The organism is Nostoc sp. FACHB-892 (assembly GCF_014698795.1).
Taxonomy (GTDB): domain Bacteria; phylum Cyanobacteriota; class Cyanobacteriia; order Cyanobacteriales; family Nostocaceae; genus Nostoc.
Genome location: NZ_JACJTR010000031.1, coordinates 52,841 through 68,165 on the forward strand (window position 1 = coordinate 52,841; position 15,325 = coordinate 68,165).

General features: G+C 42.5%; 16 protein-coding genes and 1 pseudogene. 11 read left to right on the top strand and 6 right to left on the bottom strand.

Annotated features, from left to right (window positions below):
* Nucleotides 1-109: 109 nt before the first annotated feature.
* The 6 genes and pseudogenes from H6G96_RS28810 to H6G96_RS28835 form a co-directional block, all read right to left on the bottom strand.
* Entirely contained in the window at nucleotides 110-1,873 is a 1,764-nt protein-coding gene (locus tag H6G96_RS28810) for a filamentous hemagglutinin N-terminal domain-containing protein (RefSeq protein WP_190915945.1), read from the bottom strand.
* Between the two features lie 185 nt (nucleotides 1,874-2,058).
* On the bottom strand, nucleotides 2,059-3,051 hold the full coding sequence (locus tag H6G96_RS28815; protein WP_190915947.1) for an RNA ligase (ATP): 993 nt from the start codon (nucleotides 3,049-3,051) through the stop codon (nucleotides 2,059-2,061).
* Nucleotides 3,052-3,532: 481 nt separating this feature from the next.
* Nucleotides 3,533-4,036, bottom strand: a pseudogene (locus H6G96_RS28820) (class I tRNA ligase family protein); the annotation flags it as partial.
* A gap of 140 nt (nucleotides 4,037-4,176) precedes the next feature.
* Complete coding sequence (locus H6G96_RS28825) at nucleotides 4,177-5,367, bottom strand: hypothetical protein (RefSeq protein ID WP_190915949.1); 1,191 nt, start codon at nucleotides 5,365-5,367, stop codon at nucleotides 4,177-4,179.
* A 106-nt stretch (nucleotides 5,368-5,473) separates the two neighbouring features.
* Complete coding sequence (locus tag H6G96_RS28830; RefSeq protein WP_190915951.1) at nucleotides 5,474-7,075, bottom strand: hypothetical protein; 1,602 nt, start codon at nucleotides 7,073-7,075, stop codon at nucleotides 5,474-5,476.
* Between the two features lie 447 nt (nucleotides 7,076-7,522).
* Entirely contained in the window at nucleotides 7,523-7,786 is a 264-nt protein-coding gene (locus H6G96_RS28835; RefSeq protein WP_152592224.1) for a hypothetical protein, read from the bottom strand.
* Between the two features lie 209 nt (nucleotides 7,787-7,995).
* Between H6G96_RS28835 and H6G96_RS28840 the strand changes: the two genes are divergently transcribed.
* The 11 genes from H6G96_RS28840 (at nucleotide 7,996) to H6G96_RS28895 (ending at nucleotide 15,077) form a co-directional block, all read left to right on the top strand.
* Nucleotides 7,996-8,595, top strand: coding sequence for a hypothetical protein (locus tag H6G96_RS28840; RefSeq protein ID WP_199339782.1), 600 nt, complete (start codon nucleotides 7,996-7,998; stop codon nucleotides 8,593-8,595).
* 291 nt (nucleotides 8,596-8,886) lie between these two features.
* Nucleotides 8,887-9,306 carry a hypothetical protein gene (locus H6G96_RS28845; protein ID WP_190915953.1) on the top strand — a complete coding sequence of 140 codons (420 nt, stop codon included), beginning with the start codon at nucleotides 8,887-8,889 and terminating at the stop codon, nucleotides 9,304-9,306.
* A gap of 91 nt (nucleotides 9,307-9,397) precedes the next feature.
* Nucleotides 9,398-9,544, top strand: coding sequence for a hypothetical protein (locus tag H6G96_RS28850; RefSeq protein ID WP_190915955.1), 147 nt, complete (start codon nucleotides 9,398-9,400; stop codon nucleotides 9,542-9,544).
* Nucleotides 9,545-9,709: 165 nt separating this feature from the next.
* Nucleotides 9,710-10,468 (top strand): hypothetical protein, encoded by a 759-nt coding sequence (locus tag H6G96_RS28855; protein ID WP_242063428.1) that lies wholly within the window; start codon nucleotides 9,710-9,712, stop codon nucleotides 10,466-10,468.
* Between the two features lie 65 nt (nucleotides 10,469-10,533).
* A complete protein-coding gene (locus H6G96_RS28860; protein ID WP_190915957.1) occupies nucleotides 10,534-10,803 on the top strand; it encodes a hypothetical protein in 270 nt (89 codons plus the stop codon).
* An 11-nt stretch (nucleotides 10,804-10,814) separates the two neighbouring features.
* Nucleotides 10,815-11,153, top strand: coding sequence for a hypothetical protein (locus tag H6G96_RS28865; protein WP_190915959.1), 339 nt, complete (start codon nucleotides 10,815-10,817; stop codon nucleotides 11,151-11,153).
* A 59-nt stretch (nucleotides 11,154-11,212) separates the two neighbouring features.
* Nucleotides 11,213-12,739, top strand: coding sequence for an RNA-guided endonuclease TnpB family protein (locus H6G96_RS28870; protein WP_199339783.1), 1,527 nt, complete (start codon nucleotides 11,213-11,215; stop codon nucleotides 12,737-12,739).
* Nucleotides 12,740-12,879: 140 nt separating this feature from the next.
* Nucleotides 12,880-13,221: a hypothetical protein gene (locus H6G96_RS28875; RefSeq protein ID WP_190915961.1), complete on the top strand. Its 342-nt coding sequence runs from the start codon at nucleotides 12,880-12,882 to the stop codon at nucleotides 13,219-13,221.
* Between the two features lie 687 nt (nucleotides 13,222-13,908).
* Nucleotides 13,909-14,211, top strand: coding sequence for a hypothetical protein (locus H6G96_RS28885; protein ID WP_190915965.1), 303 nt, complete (start codon nucleotides 13,909-13,911; stop codon nucleotides 14,209-14,211).
* A 3-nt stretch (nucleotides 14,212-14,214) separates the two neighbouring features.
* Nucleotides 14,215-14,790: a hypothetical protein gene (locus tag H6G96_RS28890; protein WP_190915967.1), complete on the top strand. Its 576-nt coding sequence runs from the start codon at nucleotides 14,215-14,217 to the stop codon at nucleotides 14,788-14,790.
* A gap of 14 nt (nucleotides 14,791-14,804) precedes the next feature.
* Nucleotides 14,805-15,077, top strand: a complete 273-nt coding sequence (locus tag H6G96_RS28895) for a hypothetical protein (RefSeq protein WP_190915969.1) — start codon at nucleotides 14,805-14,807, stop codon at nucleotides 15,075-15,077.
* The last annotated feature ends 248 nt before the right edge of the window (nucleotides 15,078-15,325 follow it).

Below are 15,325 nucleotides of genomic sequence, written 5' to 3' on the forward strand. Positions count from 1 at the left end.
AAGCAAATTCTCTCAATTAGTTAGTACGGGTGGTTTGCTCATTTAGATGAGCAGTTTCTCAAAAAATCTCGAAATTGTTTTTTTAAAAGCTATTGAGTGATTGGGTTTCTTATTGTTTACGTTTTAACTTCCAAGCAGCATAAAAAGCAGCGCTGATAAACACACTGAATGTTAAAGCTGGTTCGGGAACAGGCTTGCTTACAAGTATTAAGCCTGTAGAAGCATTGGCACTTATGTCGCTATTTTCGCTCGGAACAGCAACAATGAAGCCCGACGGAGCGTTGATAGTGATATTGCCGCCATCACCACCAACCTGTGCTGTGCCTGCGGTAGTGGGAATTTGAGCGCCACGACGCAGAAGCAGTAAATCAGTTTGTAAGGAGATATTGCCACCGTTACCCGATGCAGATTGGGCGTTGAATGTGCCAGTGTTATTTAAGGTAATTCTAGGTGAGGTAAGGATAATATCTCCAGCAGTACCTGTTGTACTTTGAGAGCTAACGGAAAAGTCACTGTTAAAGTTAGAATTATTACCAGAAACGGTGGAAAAATCAGTAGCATTAACTTTGATTGCACCTGCATTGCCTTGTCCAAATGTTGAGGCTGTAACTTGAGCGCCATCAACTAATGATAGTGTTGCAGCTAAAATGTCGATATTACCTCCATTGCCAACTGTACCCGTGGGCACACTGCTCAAAATCCCACTGTTTCTTCCAGCAATATCAACAGCATCTGTAACATTAACATTGACATTCCCCGCATTACCAAGTCCTGAAGTTGAGGCAATAAGTTCAGCGCCATTTTGTAACGACAATGAACCAGAATCGATAGTAATGTTACCCCCATTGCCAAGTGACCCCAAACCCACAAGATTGCGAACATTACTCCCAGTGCCTGCAATTTTTATTGACTCGGTAGCATTGAGCGTAATATCTCCCGCGACAGTTTCAGGTGTCCCCAAACCTTCCCCAATACCAGCACTTAAAATACTTCCTCCCAATATTTCTAAATCTTTAGCATTAACTGCAATATTACCGCCATCAGCCCCAGTTACAATTACACCTGCTTGATTAGTAAGGGATACCGAAGTTAGCGCAGCATTATCAGGAAATCTTAAGCTGAGATTATCGCCATTTACACCTAGCGCTACACTACCAGCTTGGGCCAATCCTCCTAACTCAACTCTTCCACCATAAGCATTTAATCGTCCCCCATCCATGCTGACATTCCCACCCACCAGTAGTAAACTTTTACCATCCGGTACTCGTAAACCAAATGCGTTTAAACCTGTTGGGTCTGTTCCTGCGGGTGCTACTGAGTTGTTTTGAATCCCTCCGTTTTGATTAATCTGATTAAACAGCAATGCTGAAGGATTAACACTCAACAACTCTGAAGGGATATTTTTATCAGTAGCACTAAAAAATCCTCCATTTCCAAATTGCAGTGCATTCGCTGTACTTGCAACAAACGAACCACCAACATTTAAGCTGGCATTTCCACCAAATACAATTCCATTGGGATTTGTTAGAAACAGGTTAGCCGTACCCAACGTGCGAATTAACCCATCAATATCAATATTAGAAACTGATTCACCCGTTACTCGAGTAATTATATTTTGAATATCTACAGCATTATTAAAAGAAGCAGTGCCACCAGTAGGTACAGAAAACTCACCAAAACTGTGAAACAAATTACTGCCAGCTTGTGTTCCCCCAGTAATGTTAAAGGTGTCACCCTCTCTTGTGACACTAGAGTTATTTAGTAATGTGCCATCTGGAGTAATTTGAGCGCTTGCATAATCAATGGGACAAAAGCTGACACCGACAGCGATAGCCGCTAAAGCACCCCAATGAGTAAAACCCAAACCTGACATTGCTTGCCTCCAATAATAAATAGCAACAAATTTTAGTTAAGCATAAATCAAGTTACTACCTACTAAATAGCTAGTAATTAGGCTACTAAGTTTTCACCCCAAAACTCCGGTTTTTCGCAAGAACTTGAAAACTTTACAAAACGTTACTTTATAAAGTTCTCAAGCTACCGTTGACGCTATCAAACTTAATGGAGTTCACTTCCATCCTTACGGAGCAGATAGCGATCGCTAATCAACTTCAAGACTACTCTACCTATTTCTGGATGCGTTTTCTCAATGACTGGTTGCACAACAACGCCTTCCATAATGCAGTCGGGGCTGACTACACTATTGGCATTATTGAACTGAGACACCGCTTTCCAAGTGTAAGCACCGATATAAAGCACAGGTACTCTCGGCAAAACAAATTCCTCGCAAAAAGCTACAAAATCGCTGTAATTGAGAAAATAACTGCCACGCCGCACAGCAAATATAGCAATTCCAATCTTGCCATTATTCAAGCCATATTTGATATCTTGTACACCGTAGATTTCCCCAAAAATTTGAGTTCTTGGCGGAAGTTTCTGGAAAGTTTCGTTTTCCTTGTAAGCACGAATATAAACTAATTTATTGTTGACTTCGTTGTTTTTCCAGAAGTAATTATGGCTGCCAATTTTAGTTGTGCCATCCGCATCAACTAAGACAGTGAAGTTAGTTCCGTGCAACTTCTCTGTTACAACAACTTCCTCACCTGGAATTAGTATATTTTTGTAACGTTTCAGGTTTTCTGGGCTGGGGAATTTATAATGCCCAATAAAACTTTCTACTTCCCCACTCATCCCTTGAGGAATTGGATATTCGTACTTTGTTACACCAAAATACTCCGTGTAGTCGTCTCCAATATTTCCCATAAAGTTATTACCAACGGGAATAAGCAAACCTTCAGAAAAAATTCCGCGAAGTTTAGCCGCATACAGTTTTTTCGAGTAGTAGTTACGAATCCCAAACTCATCCAAAAACTTTTCTGGAATAACACTATCAATCGGAAAATAAAAAGCTAAATCTCCAGCGTGAAGCTTCCCTTTGGCTATAATTACTTGATATGCCATATTTTCGATAGAGACAATATCTAACCTATCAGCATTGGGATGAGGTTTAATGCTGTTAATTTTGACAACTTCAACTTTAAAAATACTCATAACTCACCTCTTTTTGAAAAAACAGATTTTAGAAAAGCTCTAAATCGAATACATAGTAGGGGCGCACATCTGTGCGTTTCTATTGGTTTAATCAGTTTCAATTAATTGCAATACTTGTTGGGTTTTAGGGATAAAGGAAAGAAAAAACCCTTAACGCAAACCCAGTCACCGTTTCCCAAAACCAAACTTTGGGCTAAAAATGCATAAAGCGAGTAGTATTACGACCAATTGGGATGTTGGTCAACCCATACTCTTAATTCATCTGAAAGCGCTTTAGCTTTAAAAATAGGTGTTTGGTTTTTCTGACTTCCAAACGCAAGTTCCCTGAAATTGCCGAACGTGGCTCTATCAAATTAGTTGAACCTAAGTAGGTGGGCGCTAAAAAATACAACTAAATTAAGAAATGTGAATCGCTTAAAAGCTTATATTCAAAGCGTTTCTAGCGCTTTACATAAGTTTACATAGTTTGATTTAATTGTGCCTACCTACTTAGCAACGTTGTGCAATTTTCACACTGATCTCTCCTGGCTGATCCATATCCGCAATGGGGGGAACGTTCCAACAATGTATCTATCCGGTAAAAACCTTCATCCTCAAAAGAGTAAACGAGATTCATTTCCCGTTCTTCAATAAAACCGTTTTTGTCAAGTTGCTGATAAAAATACTGGGTTAGCTCGTGGTTATAAACTGATGAGTTTCGACCAAAGTAGTCAAACGACAAACCAAGACTAATGTAGATTTCAGCTTGGAGTTCATGCAGCTTTTGGCAGAAAGTTTCTGCATCTAACCCTGCTTCTGTTGCTGCTATTTCAGTCGGTGTACCATGTTCGTCAGTAGCACAGATGAACAGAACTGTTTCCCCTGACTGTCTCAAGAATCGGGCATACATATCTGCTGCAAACATCAAACCTACTAGGTTCTTTAAGTGCTTGATGCCATTAATATAGGGAAGTGCGCTGATAATAAGGTACTTTACCCTATTATTATTCGTGTTTTCAAACGGTGTTGATAGAGTGGAGAATTTACTATACCCCTGTGAGGACTTTCATTCGAGATTTGCATCTTTCCTCATAATACATAATATTACTTGTAGTGTCAAGATGCTAGTAGTTGAAATGGTGATGGCTACTGATTCCAATCAACCAACGCACCATCTAATATCGCAATCCCCCATTGCGGAAACTTCGCCAGTAACTTCTTGATCACAATCTGCAAAGCCGGATCATCCTTCCAGCATTGTTGGAGGAAGTCAAACCCCGGATTCTCGCCCGAATTCGCCGCTCGATTCAGTTTTTCCCTTCTTACAGGTCGCGCATTTGCCCTTGCAACAATCGCCTCATGTGACCATTTTTCAGCATTTGGCACGGGCGCGGCGGAATTTTCACCCTCATCAACTGCTTTGATTTCTACACTCGAAACCGAATTTTCAGTCATCAACCCAGCACAGGGGCAACTCGGTTCTATTTTCTGATCTGTGATCGCAGAATTTACAGAGTTTTCATTTTGGGCAACGGGCGCGGCGGAACAAGTACCTTCATGAGAGACTGCCGCCTCAACACCACAGTCCTGCTTTTCAGCCAACAACGGAGCAGGTTGACTTGGTGCCGCTTCCACAAGCGCCAGCGTCGTACAGTCCGTTACCGCAGGTAACTCTTCCTCCTTCTCTGACACGCTTTGAACAGACTGAGGCGAAGCGCCCCCCAAGGGCGCGTGAGCCGTCTCCTCCTCATGCGGATTTCGTGTAAGCGTGTCAGAGATACATCTCACAAACTCATTTGATGAGTTTGTGAGATGTTCCTGAGTAGTTCGTGAGGGTTCACAGAACCCTTGCTCTGACTGATTTTTACCCAAAATAGATGCTTTATACAAAGCACGCATTTCTTCAGAGCCAGCATCTTTCTCTGAATCCCCAGCATTTGGTTCTCGTTTTTTAGCATCTGGTTGCTGATTTTCAGAATTGGCTTTCTCCCAAAATTCCTTCATCCGGCTACCGTGTAAATTCTTTACCATCCAGCTAGCCGTTTCCCTGCCATCCTGAATCGCCTTGTCGGGCTTGAAAATAAACAACCCGCTTTCAACTAGAATTTTCTTCGCAGAGATAAAAGTACTGTACCCTAAAGCAGAAGTTAGCGGCATCCATCGGGAACCATAAGGGTCAGCCGTCCAGCATTCTTGCCACAATTGCGTAACAGAGGGCTTTTGCTGCGAAGCCCACAGCATATCTTGTATGGGAATAATCACATGAAGCCTTTTATACGGTGACTGTGGTTTAGTGGCAGCCTTTTTGGGCTTGGGTTTTGTGATAGTTGCGGTCATTTTACAATCTCCTGTTTATGTTGACGCACGGAAATTTCCCTCACTGTGATTGCGGGGTTTGGTACTTCTATTTGGTTGTCTAAAAAGCTACCGATGCAATGAAAGCCTATTGAGGTTGCCAGAATCGCAACTCATCTCGGAAATACCTATCAGTCTTTTTTGATTGCTCCTTCCAACAATCCCAGGCAACCACCAACTCTTCGCCTAAGTCCTCTACTACCTCACCCCTCTCGACATACAAAGTGCGGTATGGGTCAGCGTGAGCAACAATGGAACCAAGCCCGATTGTGTCGGGTTGAGGGGATGCTTTTTGGAGAGCCGTAATTAAATTTGTTTCTTCACTGGTCAATTCCGCCCAGTAATCTGATTTAATCACCTCATACTCTTGTGCCACTGCCCAATAGTCCTGCCACGTACACCCAGGCTTTGACAACACCCGTCGAATATCGCTAACCGCCTGGGGCAGCATTTCCAGTTGCTCGGCTCGATATGCGATCGCAGTTGGTGTCGGTTCACTCCCCAAGATTATCGCAGCAGCCTCTAACACTTGGGTGTTGTTCATGGCACTGGCCAGATTCTTCAGCGCCATGCCCATGAGTCGCAGACATTCTTGGGCGTTTTCCTTGGGTGGTTCCTGGGCTAGCGATCGCAAATCAATTGTATTTTCTAACGCCTGTTTAACTTGCTTGTTCAAAACTTTGGTCGCTTGCTGGGGCATGGTATTTCCCCACTGTTGAACCGGATGCTGTTGTACGGCACGTTCTAGTTCCTGAATGCGCTGCTGGAGTTGTTGGTTTTCAGTTTCTAACTGCCGTAACGATTCCATCTCATTCAATCGCTGCTGCAATTGAACGTTTTGCTCCCTTTGTTGCTTGTATAGATTTTGCAGAGATTGGATTTGCTCTTGCACTTGGGTTTCGGCATTGGCAGTGGCTTCTGAAAGCAAGCCAATCCTCAGTTCTTGCTCTAGGCGCTCTAACTCTTGTTTATAGCATTCTTCGATAGCAGCGATCGCTTCCGTATATTCTGGTGGATAGTTCCGCCCTCTGGAAAATGGGACACTAGCAGCATCTAAATCAGCATTGTTGATCAATAACCTCTCACCATCAGCAAAGGTAACAATCTGCTGCCAACGATTTGGTGCGTCTGCCTCAATCACTCCTGATTCTCCATACCTTGGATGGGACTGTTGTGAAACTGTGACAATAGCTTTTTGAGGAACCATTGGTTCTTCAATTTTGGGAACCACTGGTTCCTGAATAGATTGTTTTTTGCGTGGAAGTTGAGGAACCACTTTTTGGGCGGCAGCAGCAAAGTCTGAAACACTTGGGTCAGGGTTATCTTTCAGAGCGATCGCTACAGCTTGTTTTAGTTTCTCTGGTTCCTTGAGTAAACGAAGTAACGGACGAGCCTGACGCTCATTCTTGATGTGTCCGCCCAACTCGCCAACTGCGTCTATGACCTTTTTGGCTCCTAGCAGTTGGTTGATTCGTCGGTATCCACCCCAGGCGTATAATTCACGCTGGCAGTATTCTTCAAAGTTTTTATAGCCAGCTTGCAGGTAAAGCTGTTGTTCCCGCATCTGGAGGATTTCATCTACCGCTTGCGACTCGAACCTATCGATAGCGGTGAAGGTTTCCTGAATGCTGGTGTTGACGACACTGTAATCGAGTGCTGATGAGGCTTTGGAACGGTCTAGTGTCAGCATACTTCTCTCCTATAGCCGTAGATATAAGAGGTACTTAAAAGCGCCTTATGCAACAGATAGATATAAGGATTAATGATGTTGAAACCTGTGCATGAGGCTGAAAGATTTGGTATTGTTAAGTAATTCATAGCCTTAGATGTTGGTTATGTTTTGTCCCTGCTGATGGCCTGAGAAACTTATCAGTGGGGCTTTCAACTTTTGACTGTCGCTGATCTATTTCTTTAAGTATTTGGGCTGACCATTGTTCATCTGTGCTTGGTAAACCCTGGTGTTGTGGTAACCCTTTTGCTCCAGTCCTTAAATCTCCTCCTTTATTTTTCTCTTTTTAGGTTACCACGGTTATCCAAAGGTTTACCATAGATTAGTGTTAAATGACAAACCCGCCTTACCTATTTGGTTGGGGCGGGTCTTCCTTTGCTACTTGTTGTATCTGTTTTAGTTTTTGCCTCAGGAGGCGATTCTCGTCCCTGAGGCGATTAATTCCCCCGATCGGGCTTGCTTTAGTTCCTTAATTTCCTCTTCCAGTCTTTGCAGGCGAGTGTTAATGTCGCTTTCTATTTCCAACTCTCCACCTATAAATTGTGAAACTAACGCCAATAACGCCTGGGATTCAGTTTTTCCTGACTTCCTAGCTCTTTCGTTAAAGGCATCTTTTACAGTTTGTGTAACGCGCACAGCTAGACGTTTGTCTGCTTTTTCTTCTGTATTCATACTTCTATTGCTTATTAACTCCATCTGTTTACCACCTTGGTAAACATGAGCATAGCACTGTCAACAAAAATATTCAGCTTTTTGGTAACCAGTGGTTGACGCTTGGTTACCAAAAGGTTACCATGTATTTAGAAACAAAACAAAAGACGACCGCTACTGTCTGCAAAACTTCTGCGATCGCCTTTTGACCCTTTACAGGAATCTATATTATGACGCAATCCGTTTGCACACATCAAGCACTTTCAAGCTTTAAGCTTAATCAAGTCACATTTGAAGATGTCCCCTTCAAAGACGAGCAAACCATAGCCCAAGCAGAACTTGACACCCACCTCGAATCCCAAGCCGAAGCTGTAGCCCCAACCCAAGATCCTCTCACCAGCAGAGATCGCCGCATCATTGGCGAGATTATCGAAGTCCAACCAGAATCAGTTCGCACAATCTGGATAGAAGGCGGAATCACCGTATGGGTGCAATTAGCCGGTGGGGGACGGCTGCCATTTGATCGCAACTGGTTCGCTACAAGAGTTGCAGAGGTTAAGGCAACATTACCCGAAACGCCGCGGGAACGGAACGAACGCCTGAGCGATGAATTAGAGGAAGCCTGCACTGTTTTTGGTTTGTACCACGGTGAAATTGATTGGTTGTCTTTCAGCACCAAACTCTACCAAGACGGGCGTTTTGTCGGCTTCGTCGGGTGCAATCAACAAGGTTGGTACGCCAGACCAAGACAGTACGGACTCAATCGCGTGGCTTCGAGTGCCGAACAAGTGATTGCGTCGTTAGGAGTTCGAGCGACAGTAGCGGCGTAAGTTGCTGAAGTGAGAAAGGGCGATTGCACACCAAAAGAATTGCAATCGCCAAAGAGTTTAGTCTCGAATAAACACAATCATGGCATAAAATACAGCAGATAACCCCACACTTCAAGATTCGGGTTTCAATAACCATCAACTGAAAATTATGCGCCCTCCAGCAGATCCGAACGCACAGGTGTAAGAAATCCCTAGTACTGGAAGTGAGAAAAAGCGATTGCAGCCCAAGAGTAATGCAATCGCCTCTACAACGAAATTTATGACAATTTAAATCATCATGGCACACAGACTATGATTACCACATTTTCTTTTCAAGAAGCCCAATTGGATGAGCCAACAGAGAAAATTCTCCTGCCTCCAACCGACCCCAACGCAGAGGTCATAGAAATCTCTAGTTACAAACTGGTTTACGTTGGCGGAGCTTGCCCCAGAACTTATCGAGTCTACACAGATAATTCCATGATTGGGGTGATATTTCAGCATATTACGCATTGGTCGAATGCAGTAGATAAGATTCGATACGCCGAGCCGGTTGATGCAGTAGTTGGGCTAGACCAATTTATGAAGGTGGCAAGGGTATCAACAACGGCTACAGAACAATCACCCACGGAAGAAGAGTTGCTAGACAAAGAATTTGACGCGCTAACTATTGACGAGTGGGAGCGGTTAAAGAGGTACGTTCCGCAAGCGAAACATTTGGTTGCAGTGTAAGGAAAGGGGTGGGCAGGATAGACCCACCTATTAGGAAGGAGCAAACTTAAATTTTATCCAAATAGAACAACACAACTCATCGGATAAATCAATGGAACCGATAGAAATACTGAAGCAATTTAACTCGTGCTATTTGAAGATTCAGGCGATTGCTCAAGATGAAACTTGGCTCTTGTTGATTGCAGACAAGAAGATTGACCCAGAAGCGGCGACTCACTTAGCCGATGTTCTGCACTAATTGGGCGAGGCAATGGGGTGTGTCGAAGAAATCATTGAGGTCAAAACAATTAAAAATTACTGAACTGCTCATTTATGAGTTAAAAGCAATTCCTGGCACTGTCATAAATAGGTAAGTCGAACACTATCTAATATCAACGCAATTTTTAGCAACAACAACGTAATTATGGAAACCATCAAAATCAACAACAGCGTCTTTCTCATTCCACCCAGCCAACCTAAACTACAAGCGAATTGCGCTAAAGAGTACGGGCAATTTCTTCTCGATTGTCCCCCAAAGCTGACGATTCTAGAAGCACAAGCAGGAGGATATCTCAAAGGTAATAAGGCTGATTTTGCGATCGCAATCTCTCGCCCTGACCGTGCATTGACTATCAACGAAAACTTTACCAATGAGCCATTTACCGAACTGTGGGTGATTCCGGTTGCTGGCGGACTCAAAGACCAGTTTAAGGGCCCAGCTTCTATGCTGCTTTCTTTCCTGATCCACCGCCGCAGCAAAGACAATTTCGCCGGACTCTACAATCACTTCGCCCATCGTGCCTTCCAGCAGTGGTGCGAAGAAGGGATGCCGGGAGATCCAAAAGAATTTTGCTTCGGTGCGATCGCTAGCGTACTGAAAAACTATATTTTCTGCGCGGAGTTCCAAAAGGTAGAAGGAGCGCTAGGAACGTACTGGTTCATCCAGTGGTCGTACCGTAACCCACAGTCTGACTTTGAAAAAGACGCTCTCGAAGCAGCCGAAATGATTCGTAGTGGTGCGGAATCTGGGGCAACAGTTCATTGGGTAACGAATGAAACGTATGAACGCTGGGCTAGTAATGCTGTCACTGCATCGGCATTACCCCCGGTTTCGGAAACTGAGGCACGGCTATCTCTGCAAGGACAAAATCAGGCAGCTATGCCGCAAGGGAAGAAGCGGTAATTAGATACTACAACGGCGATTCACCTTTGAGTCGCCACTACATAAACTAGCAACAAAATAAACCAATGAAAATCGGTACTGTCTCTATTAGTTATTCGAGAAAGTTTAATTTGGGCAACTATGAATCAATCGAATTAGGTTGTTCTTTATGGGCGCAGGTTGAAGAAGAGGAAGACGCAGACGGCGTAGTTCAATTTCTCTATCATCAAGCAAAAGCAGCAGTCAAAGAGGCAGCAATGCCTGTGATTAAAGCGAACGAATTCCAAATTAGTAAAGCTAAATCTCAACGGAAAGTGGTAACTGATGAAGGTGTTGCAGAAATAGATAATTTTTGAGCCAATCAAACATGAAACAACTAACAGGTTTTATTCCCATTGCAGCATTACCAGAATCTACTACGGCTTCTGCTAAACAACAACTGCTGGAAACCATTGAATGGCTTCACAAAGAGGGTGCTGCTACTGAAACTAATCTTAAACTACTAACTGCAATTGTTGAGTCTATTCTTTGGTCTGAAGAATCATACACCAGATTTTTACAATGTGGTTTTGATGCAGCCATTGAGTTTTTCGATACCAATTCTCAGAACTGGGAATTTGAAGAGTCAATGTCATCACCTCATAATCCCAGAAATTGGGATAAGTACAAGCAGCTACAACAAACACGGGTTTTGTCACAGTCATAGTTTCAAGAACATGAAAAAATCAATTTCTACACTTCTACGCCGAAAGCGAGGTGATAAAAATGCTAGTCCGATGGAACTTTAAGTTAAAACCCTGTCAGCTTCAACAAGCAAAAATGTTGCAGTGGTTAATCACTCTCAGGAAGCATAGAAACTATGCACTTAGAGAACGAGAGATTGGATACAATACTAATAATCAGAATGCTGATCAACCAGTTAATTATGCTTTTGGTAGTTACTGCGATCTGAAAGCCAGAGTTGAATATGGTGGATATTGTCCACTAACTTGTCCCGTGCTGAAACATGGTGTTATTCCAACTGATCTAAATATTGCTCTGAAAACATCGTCATCTATTATCAAGTGGGATAGTGCTTCTAATATCCAGATAAAAGTAACAACGAGGTTAAGACGTAAACTCAAACATTTTAGTGAGATTAGTACTGTTGTCTTGCAGGGTAACATCCTAAAGTTAGATACTGCATTTACAAATTTTTGGCGGCATGGTAAAGGATTTCCACATTATTTCCGAACTTTAAATAGTTTCGATTACTCACCAGGACAGGTTAAGCTTAAGACAATTAAAGATAATAAAGATAATTATGCCATTGTCTATCTTCCAGGGATTGGCAATGTCAAAATGCACAATAGTCGAGATTTAACCAGTATTCAATCCGTGAGGACTTGTACTATTAAAAGAGCAGGTGGTTACTGGTTCTTATCGATGTTAGTTCAAATACCCCAAGAACTACCGAAAGAAAAGTCAATATCTCAAATCAAATCAGTAGTCGGGATTGATGTTGGTGTGAATAAGCTTGTAGCTTTGTCAGATGGTAGTTTTGTCGAAAATATTAGAGTTACAACTAACATCAAAACATCTAGACGTTTAACTATGCGTCAACGTGCCATAAGCCGCAAGCGTCAGGGTTCTCAAAACAAAAACAAGGCATACGCTAGAATTGCCAGAACACAACATAAACTAGCACAACATCGAGACGGCTACAATTGGCAAGCAGCCAGTAAGATTGTCAAAACTGCTGATGCTGTTGGGCGTGAAGACCTAAACATCAAGGCGATGGTCAAACGTGCCAAGCCTAAGCATGATGGAAAAGGCGGGTATAAGAGAAATGGTGCTAGTCGCAAGAGTGGTTTAAACAAGGCTATCCTTGATTGTGCTTGGGGAGATTTATTCGCCAAAATTGCTTGGTTAGCTGCTAAATCTGGTAAACCAGTTATCCTAGTTAATCCTAAGCATAGCAGTCAGGAATGTCCACAGTGCAGACATACTGACAAGAGTAATCGCAGTGGAGAAAAATTTCTCTGTACTAACTGCGGATACACACAACACGCTGACACAAAAGCTTCTCGAACAATTGTAAAACGTGTGGGATTAGTCTTCCCCAAAAACATCAAAAAGACTCTACCGGGGGACTCGCGGAAAGTTATGCCTGTGAAGATATCGCTGCCGATGGGTGGGGAGTCCAGGAACCATGCCTATGAGTCATTGAATATTCAGTTAAGTTTATTTGATTTAACCCAGTATACAGTGGCTGACAATCGGATATCTAAGAGATACGGCAAAAGCTCTTAGAGAATCTGTGTGTCTTTAGACCGCAGAACGTCAAGCAGTATCAAATTTAGTCTCTGTGTCATACAAACGTTAGTCAATCGCAAGCTGGTAAAAGTGACAAATACTGGTGCAGGTTTTTTTGTGGAGTTGGATGAAGCAAAATGAAGATCCATAAAATAACTCATCAATCATCTTTGCCTTCAAACACTCGTAATAAATCAGTTCTACGCCGGACTCGAAAAAGATTTAACCCCAAAGTATTCATAGACCGCACGATAGAAACAACTGCAATCGCCTCTCTGCTTTTAACTGGGTTTTCAGGAGTAGGGGCGATGGCTTGCTGGGGGCTGGAGATTATCGAGACTAATAATCCTAACATCATCATCTCTGGTTGGGAGCAACAGAAAAATATTTGCCTGGGTGCAATGTTGGTTAGTTTTTCCGTCTTCTTAGGAACTTCTTTAGTCGGAGCAAGCCTCAGTATTCAACGAGATAAATTTTAGGGAGATAAATAACAATGGAAATAAAATTAACTACACCAGAGATTCGGACTATCTTGCAAGGATGTCAATATACGTTGCAAATGGTTGGGAGTAGTAAGGATTATCGCAGGCTTCAATCGTCCTCCTTCCTTTTCTACATCAAATGATGTGGTATTAAACGATGCTTTCAATGTTTTAGGAGAAATAGTGAACGCAATTGATGACGTGGAGCAGATGATCAAACAACAAACAGGAAAAGTCTAGAAATCAAGCAAAGATTTTTCAACACGGAAGGCTATTCCCTACCACAGACTAACCCTACACTAGGAGCGATCGCAGTATGGTACAAAACATTGGTATTGAACCAATGCATCCAAGAGAATTCAAAATAATTCACAATGCATCTATATACCTGATGCATAGGCTTAGTGATTATCCTGAACAAACAATAAGTCATTGGTTAGCTGACGAAAGTAGTACAAGGTATCAACAGCCAAAACCACAGGTACTTAATCATTTTGGAGCTATCCATAAATTATTATCAGCTACTTAGCGTCAGCCTGACGCTAAGTCATTAGAAAAACCCTACTCACCAGCCGGTAGGGTTTTTATTATTAGTATTAGCAGTGCCGGAATTCAATCGGAACTCAACCGGAATTCAGTCGGAACTCAGTCGGAACTCAGTCGGAACTCTAGGAGCCGAAACCATTGCTAATTCAAGGAAGCTGTGTAGTTGAACAATTGTTAACACGAGAGGAGGCAGCCAGACAATTGGAGCCATCAGTTGGAATTAGACAGTTCCAAAAGTATTTAGACTTAGCTTCTTTGTACTTGCCAGAATTTGAAGATTTTCGGGACGAAGATAATGGAGGGCTAAACGGACGAGCAAAGTTGACAAACTGGCATTTACCTGTACTTCAAAGAATCAGAAGTTATGTTTTAGCCAAGGGTTCTTTAAAGAAGCTGGCAATTGAATTAAAAAATCACCCCGAAAAGTTTTTAGGAGCCTAAATCATGATTGTTAAAGAATTTGCACAAGCTCTCAACAAAGTACCAGGGAAGGTAGTTGATGAGCTGCGCCGTCAATATCCAGAGCAAAAATGGACGGTCGATTCACAAGTTCCAGAGGAGATTTTAGCTAGATTTCGAGACATTACTAATAGTGAGAAATTACAACCTCAACAGTCACCTATAGCAGATGTACCCGAAGCCACAATCACCAGAGCTGACGAAGCTATTCAACAAGCCTCATACAAGTTAACTGCGGCTGATAAAGAGACTATTTCTGGTGCTATAGCCGTTCAAAATGAGCAATCTAAGATTTTGGGTGCATCGACTGGTGTTACAGGAGCTTTGTTGTTCATGGAATCCTTGATTGGAGCCAAGGGGACGGTATTGGATGCCTTTGCCGAGCAATCGATGTTGGAAGTTGATAACCAGATTACTGAGATAGATCAGAGTTTGATTAATTTGGCAGAAGAAGCCTCAACAAGACTGGGGGAGTCAATCCGAAAAAAAGAACAACTCAAAGTACGACTCAATTCGTTACGGGAGAGAGTCAGTTCAATGGGGACACAGATCCGATTTTAGAAGCTTATAAAACAGTGGCGGCATTGCTAGAGATCCAAAATGAAACTGTTGCCACTGTTGCCGAAATCCGATTACTTCAAGAGCTATTAACTCATCAAAAGAAAAATCAGGACATGGATATTCTCAGTACGGGATTGTTTGCTACTTCAGTTATTGGCGCTTTAGGTGGTAGTGCATATATCGTTAGTAGCGTTGTCGCTACTGGATTAATTGGTAGCGGGATATTCATTCCCTTGGCATTACTTGTTGGTGCAGGATTGACATTTCTGAGACGGGCATCAAAGTAATAGTGATGGGCGGGAGTGTTTCATAAAACTGTTTCATAGAACTGTTTCATGAAACAGTTTCAACGGTTTCATCAATGTTTCAGGGCGTGAAACACCATGAAACAGCATTCTCCCAGCATGAAACATGAAACGTGAAACATGAAACACCAGACAATTCCTTGCTCGAAAGCCTTTATGGGCGGGAGTGTTTCATAAAACTGTTTCACAGAACTGTTTCATGAAACAGTTTCAACGGTTTCATCAATGTT

Bases quoted from the DNA above. Each gene is read 5' to 3' on its own strand.
- H6G96_RS28810 (WP_190915945.1), bottom strand. From the start codon at position 1,873: ATGTCAGGTTTGGGTTTTACTCATTGGGGTGCTTTAGCGGCTATCGCT.
- H6G96_RS28815 (WP_190915947.1), bottom strand. From the start codon at position 3,051: ATGAGTATTTTTAAAGTTGAAGTTGTCAAAATTAACAGCATTAAACCT.
- H6G96_RS28825 (WP_190915949.1), bottom strand. From the start codon at position 5,367: ATGACCGCAACTATCACAAAACCCAAGCCCAAAAAGGCTGCCACTAAA.
- H6G96_RS28830 (WP_190915951.1), bottom strand. From the start codon at position 7,075: ATGCTGACACTAGACCGTTCCAAAGCCTCATCAGCACTCGATTACAGT.
- H6G96_RS28835 (WP_152592224.1), bottom strand. From the start codon at position 7,786: ATGAATACAGAAGAAAAAGCAGACAAACGTCTAGCTGTGCGCGTTACA.
- H6G96_RS28840 (WP_199339782.1), top strand. From the start codon at position 7,996: ATGACGCAATCCGTTTGCACACATCAAGCACTTTCAAGCTTTAAGCTT.
- H6G96_RS28845 (WP_190915953.1), top strand. From the start codon at position 8,887: ATGATTACCACATTTTCTTTTCAAGAAGCCCAATTGGATGAGCCAACA.
- H6G96_RS28850 (WP_190915955.1), top strand. From the start codon at position 9,398: ATGGAACCGATAGAAATACTGAAGCAATTTAACTCGTGCTATTTGAAG.
- H6G96_RS28855 (WP_242063428.1), top strand. From the start codon at position 9,710: ATGGAAACCATCAAAATCAACAACAGCGTCTTTCTCATTCCACCCAGC.
- H6G96_RS28860 (WP_190915957.1), top strand. From the start codon at position 10,534: ATGAAAATCGGTACTGTCTCTATTAGTTATTCGAGAAAGTTTAATTTG.
- H6G96_RS28865 (WP_190915959.1), top strand. From the start codon at position 10,815: ATGAAACAACTAACAGGTTTTATTCCCATTGCAGCATTACCAGAATCT.
- H6G96_RS28870 (WP_199339783.1), top strand. From the start codon at position 11,213: ATGCTAGTCCGATGGAACTTTAAGTTAAAACCCTGTCAGCTTCAACAA.
- H6G96_RS28875 (WP_190915961.1), top strand. From the start codon at position 12,880: ATGAAGATCCATAAAATAACTCATCAATCATCTTTGCCTTCAAACACT.
- H6G96_RS28890 (WP_190915967.1), top strand. From the start codon at position 14,215: ATGATTGTTAAAGAATTTGCACAAGCTCTCAACAAAGTACCAGGGAAG.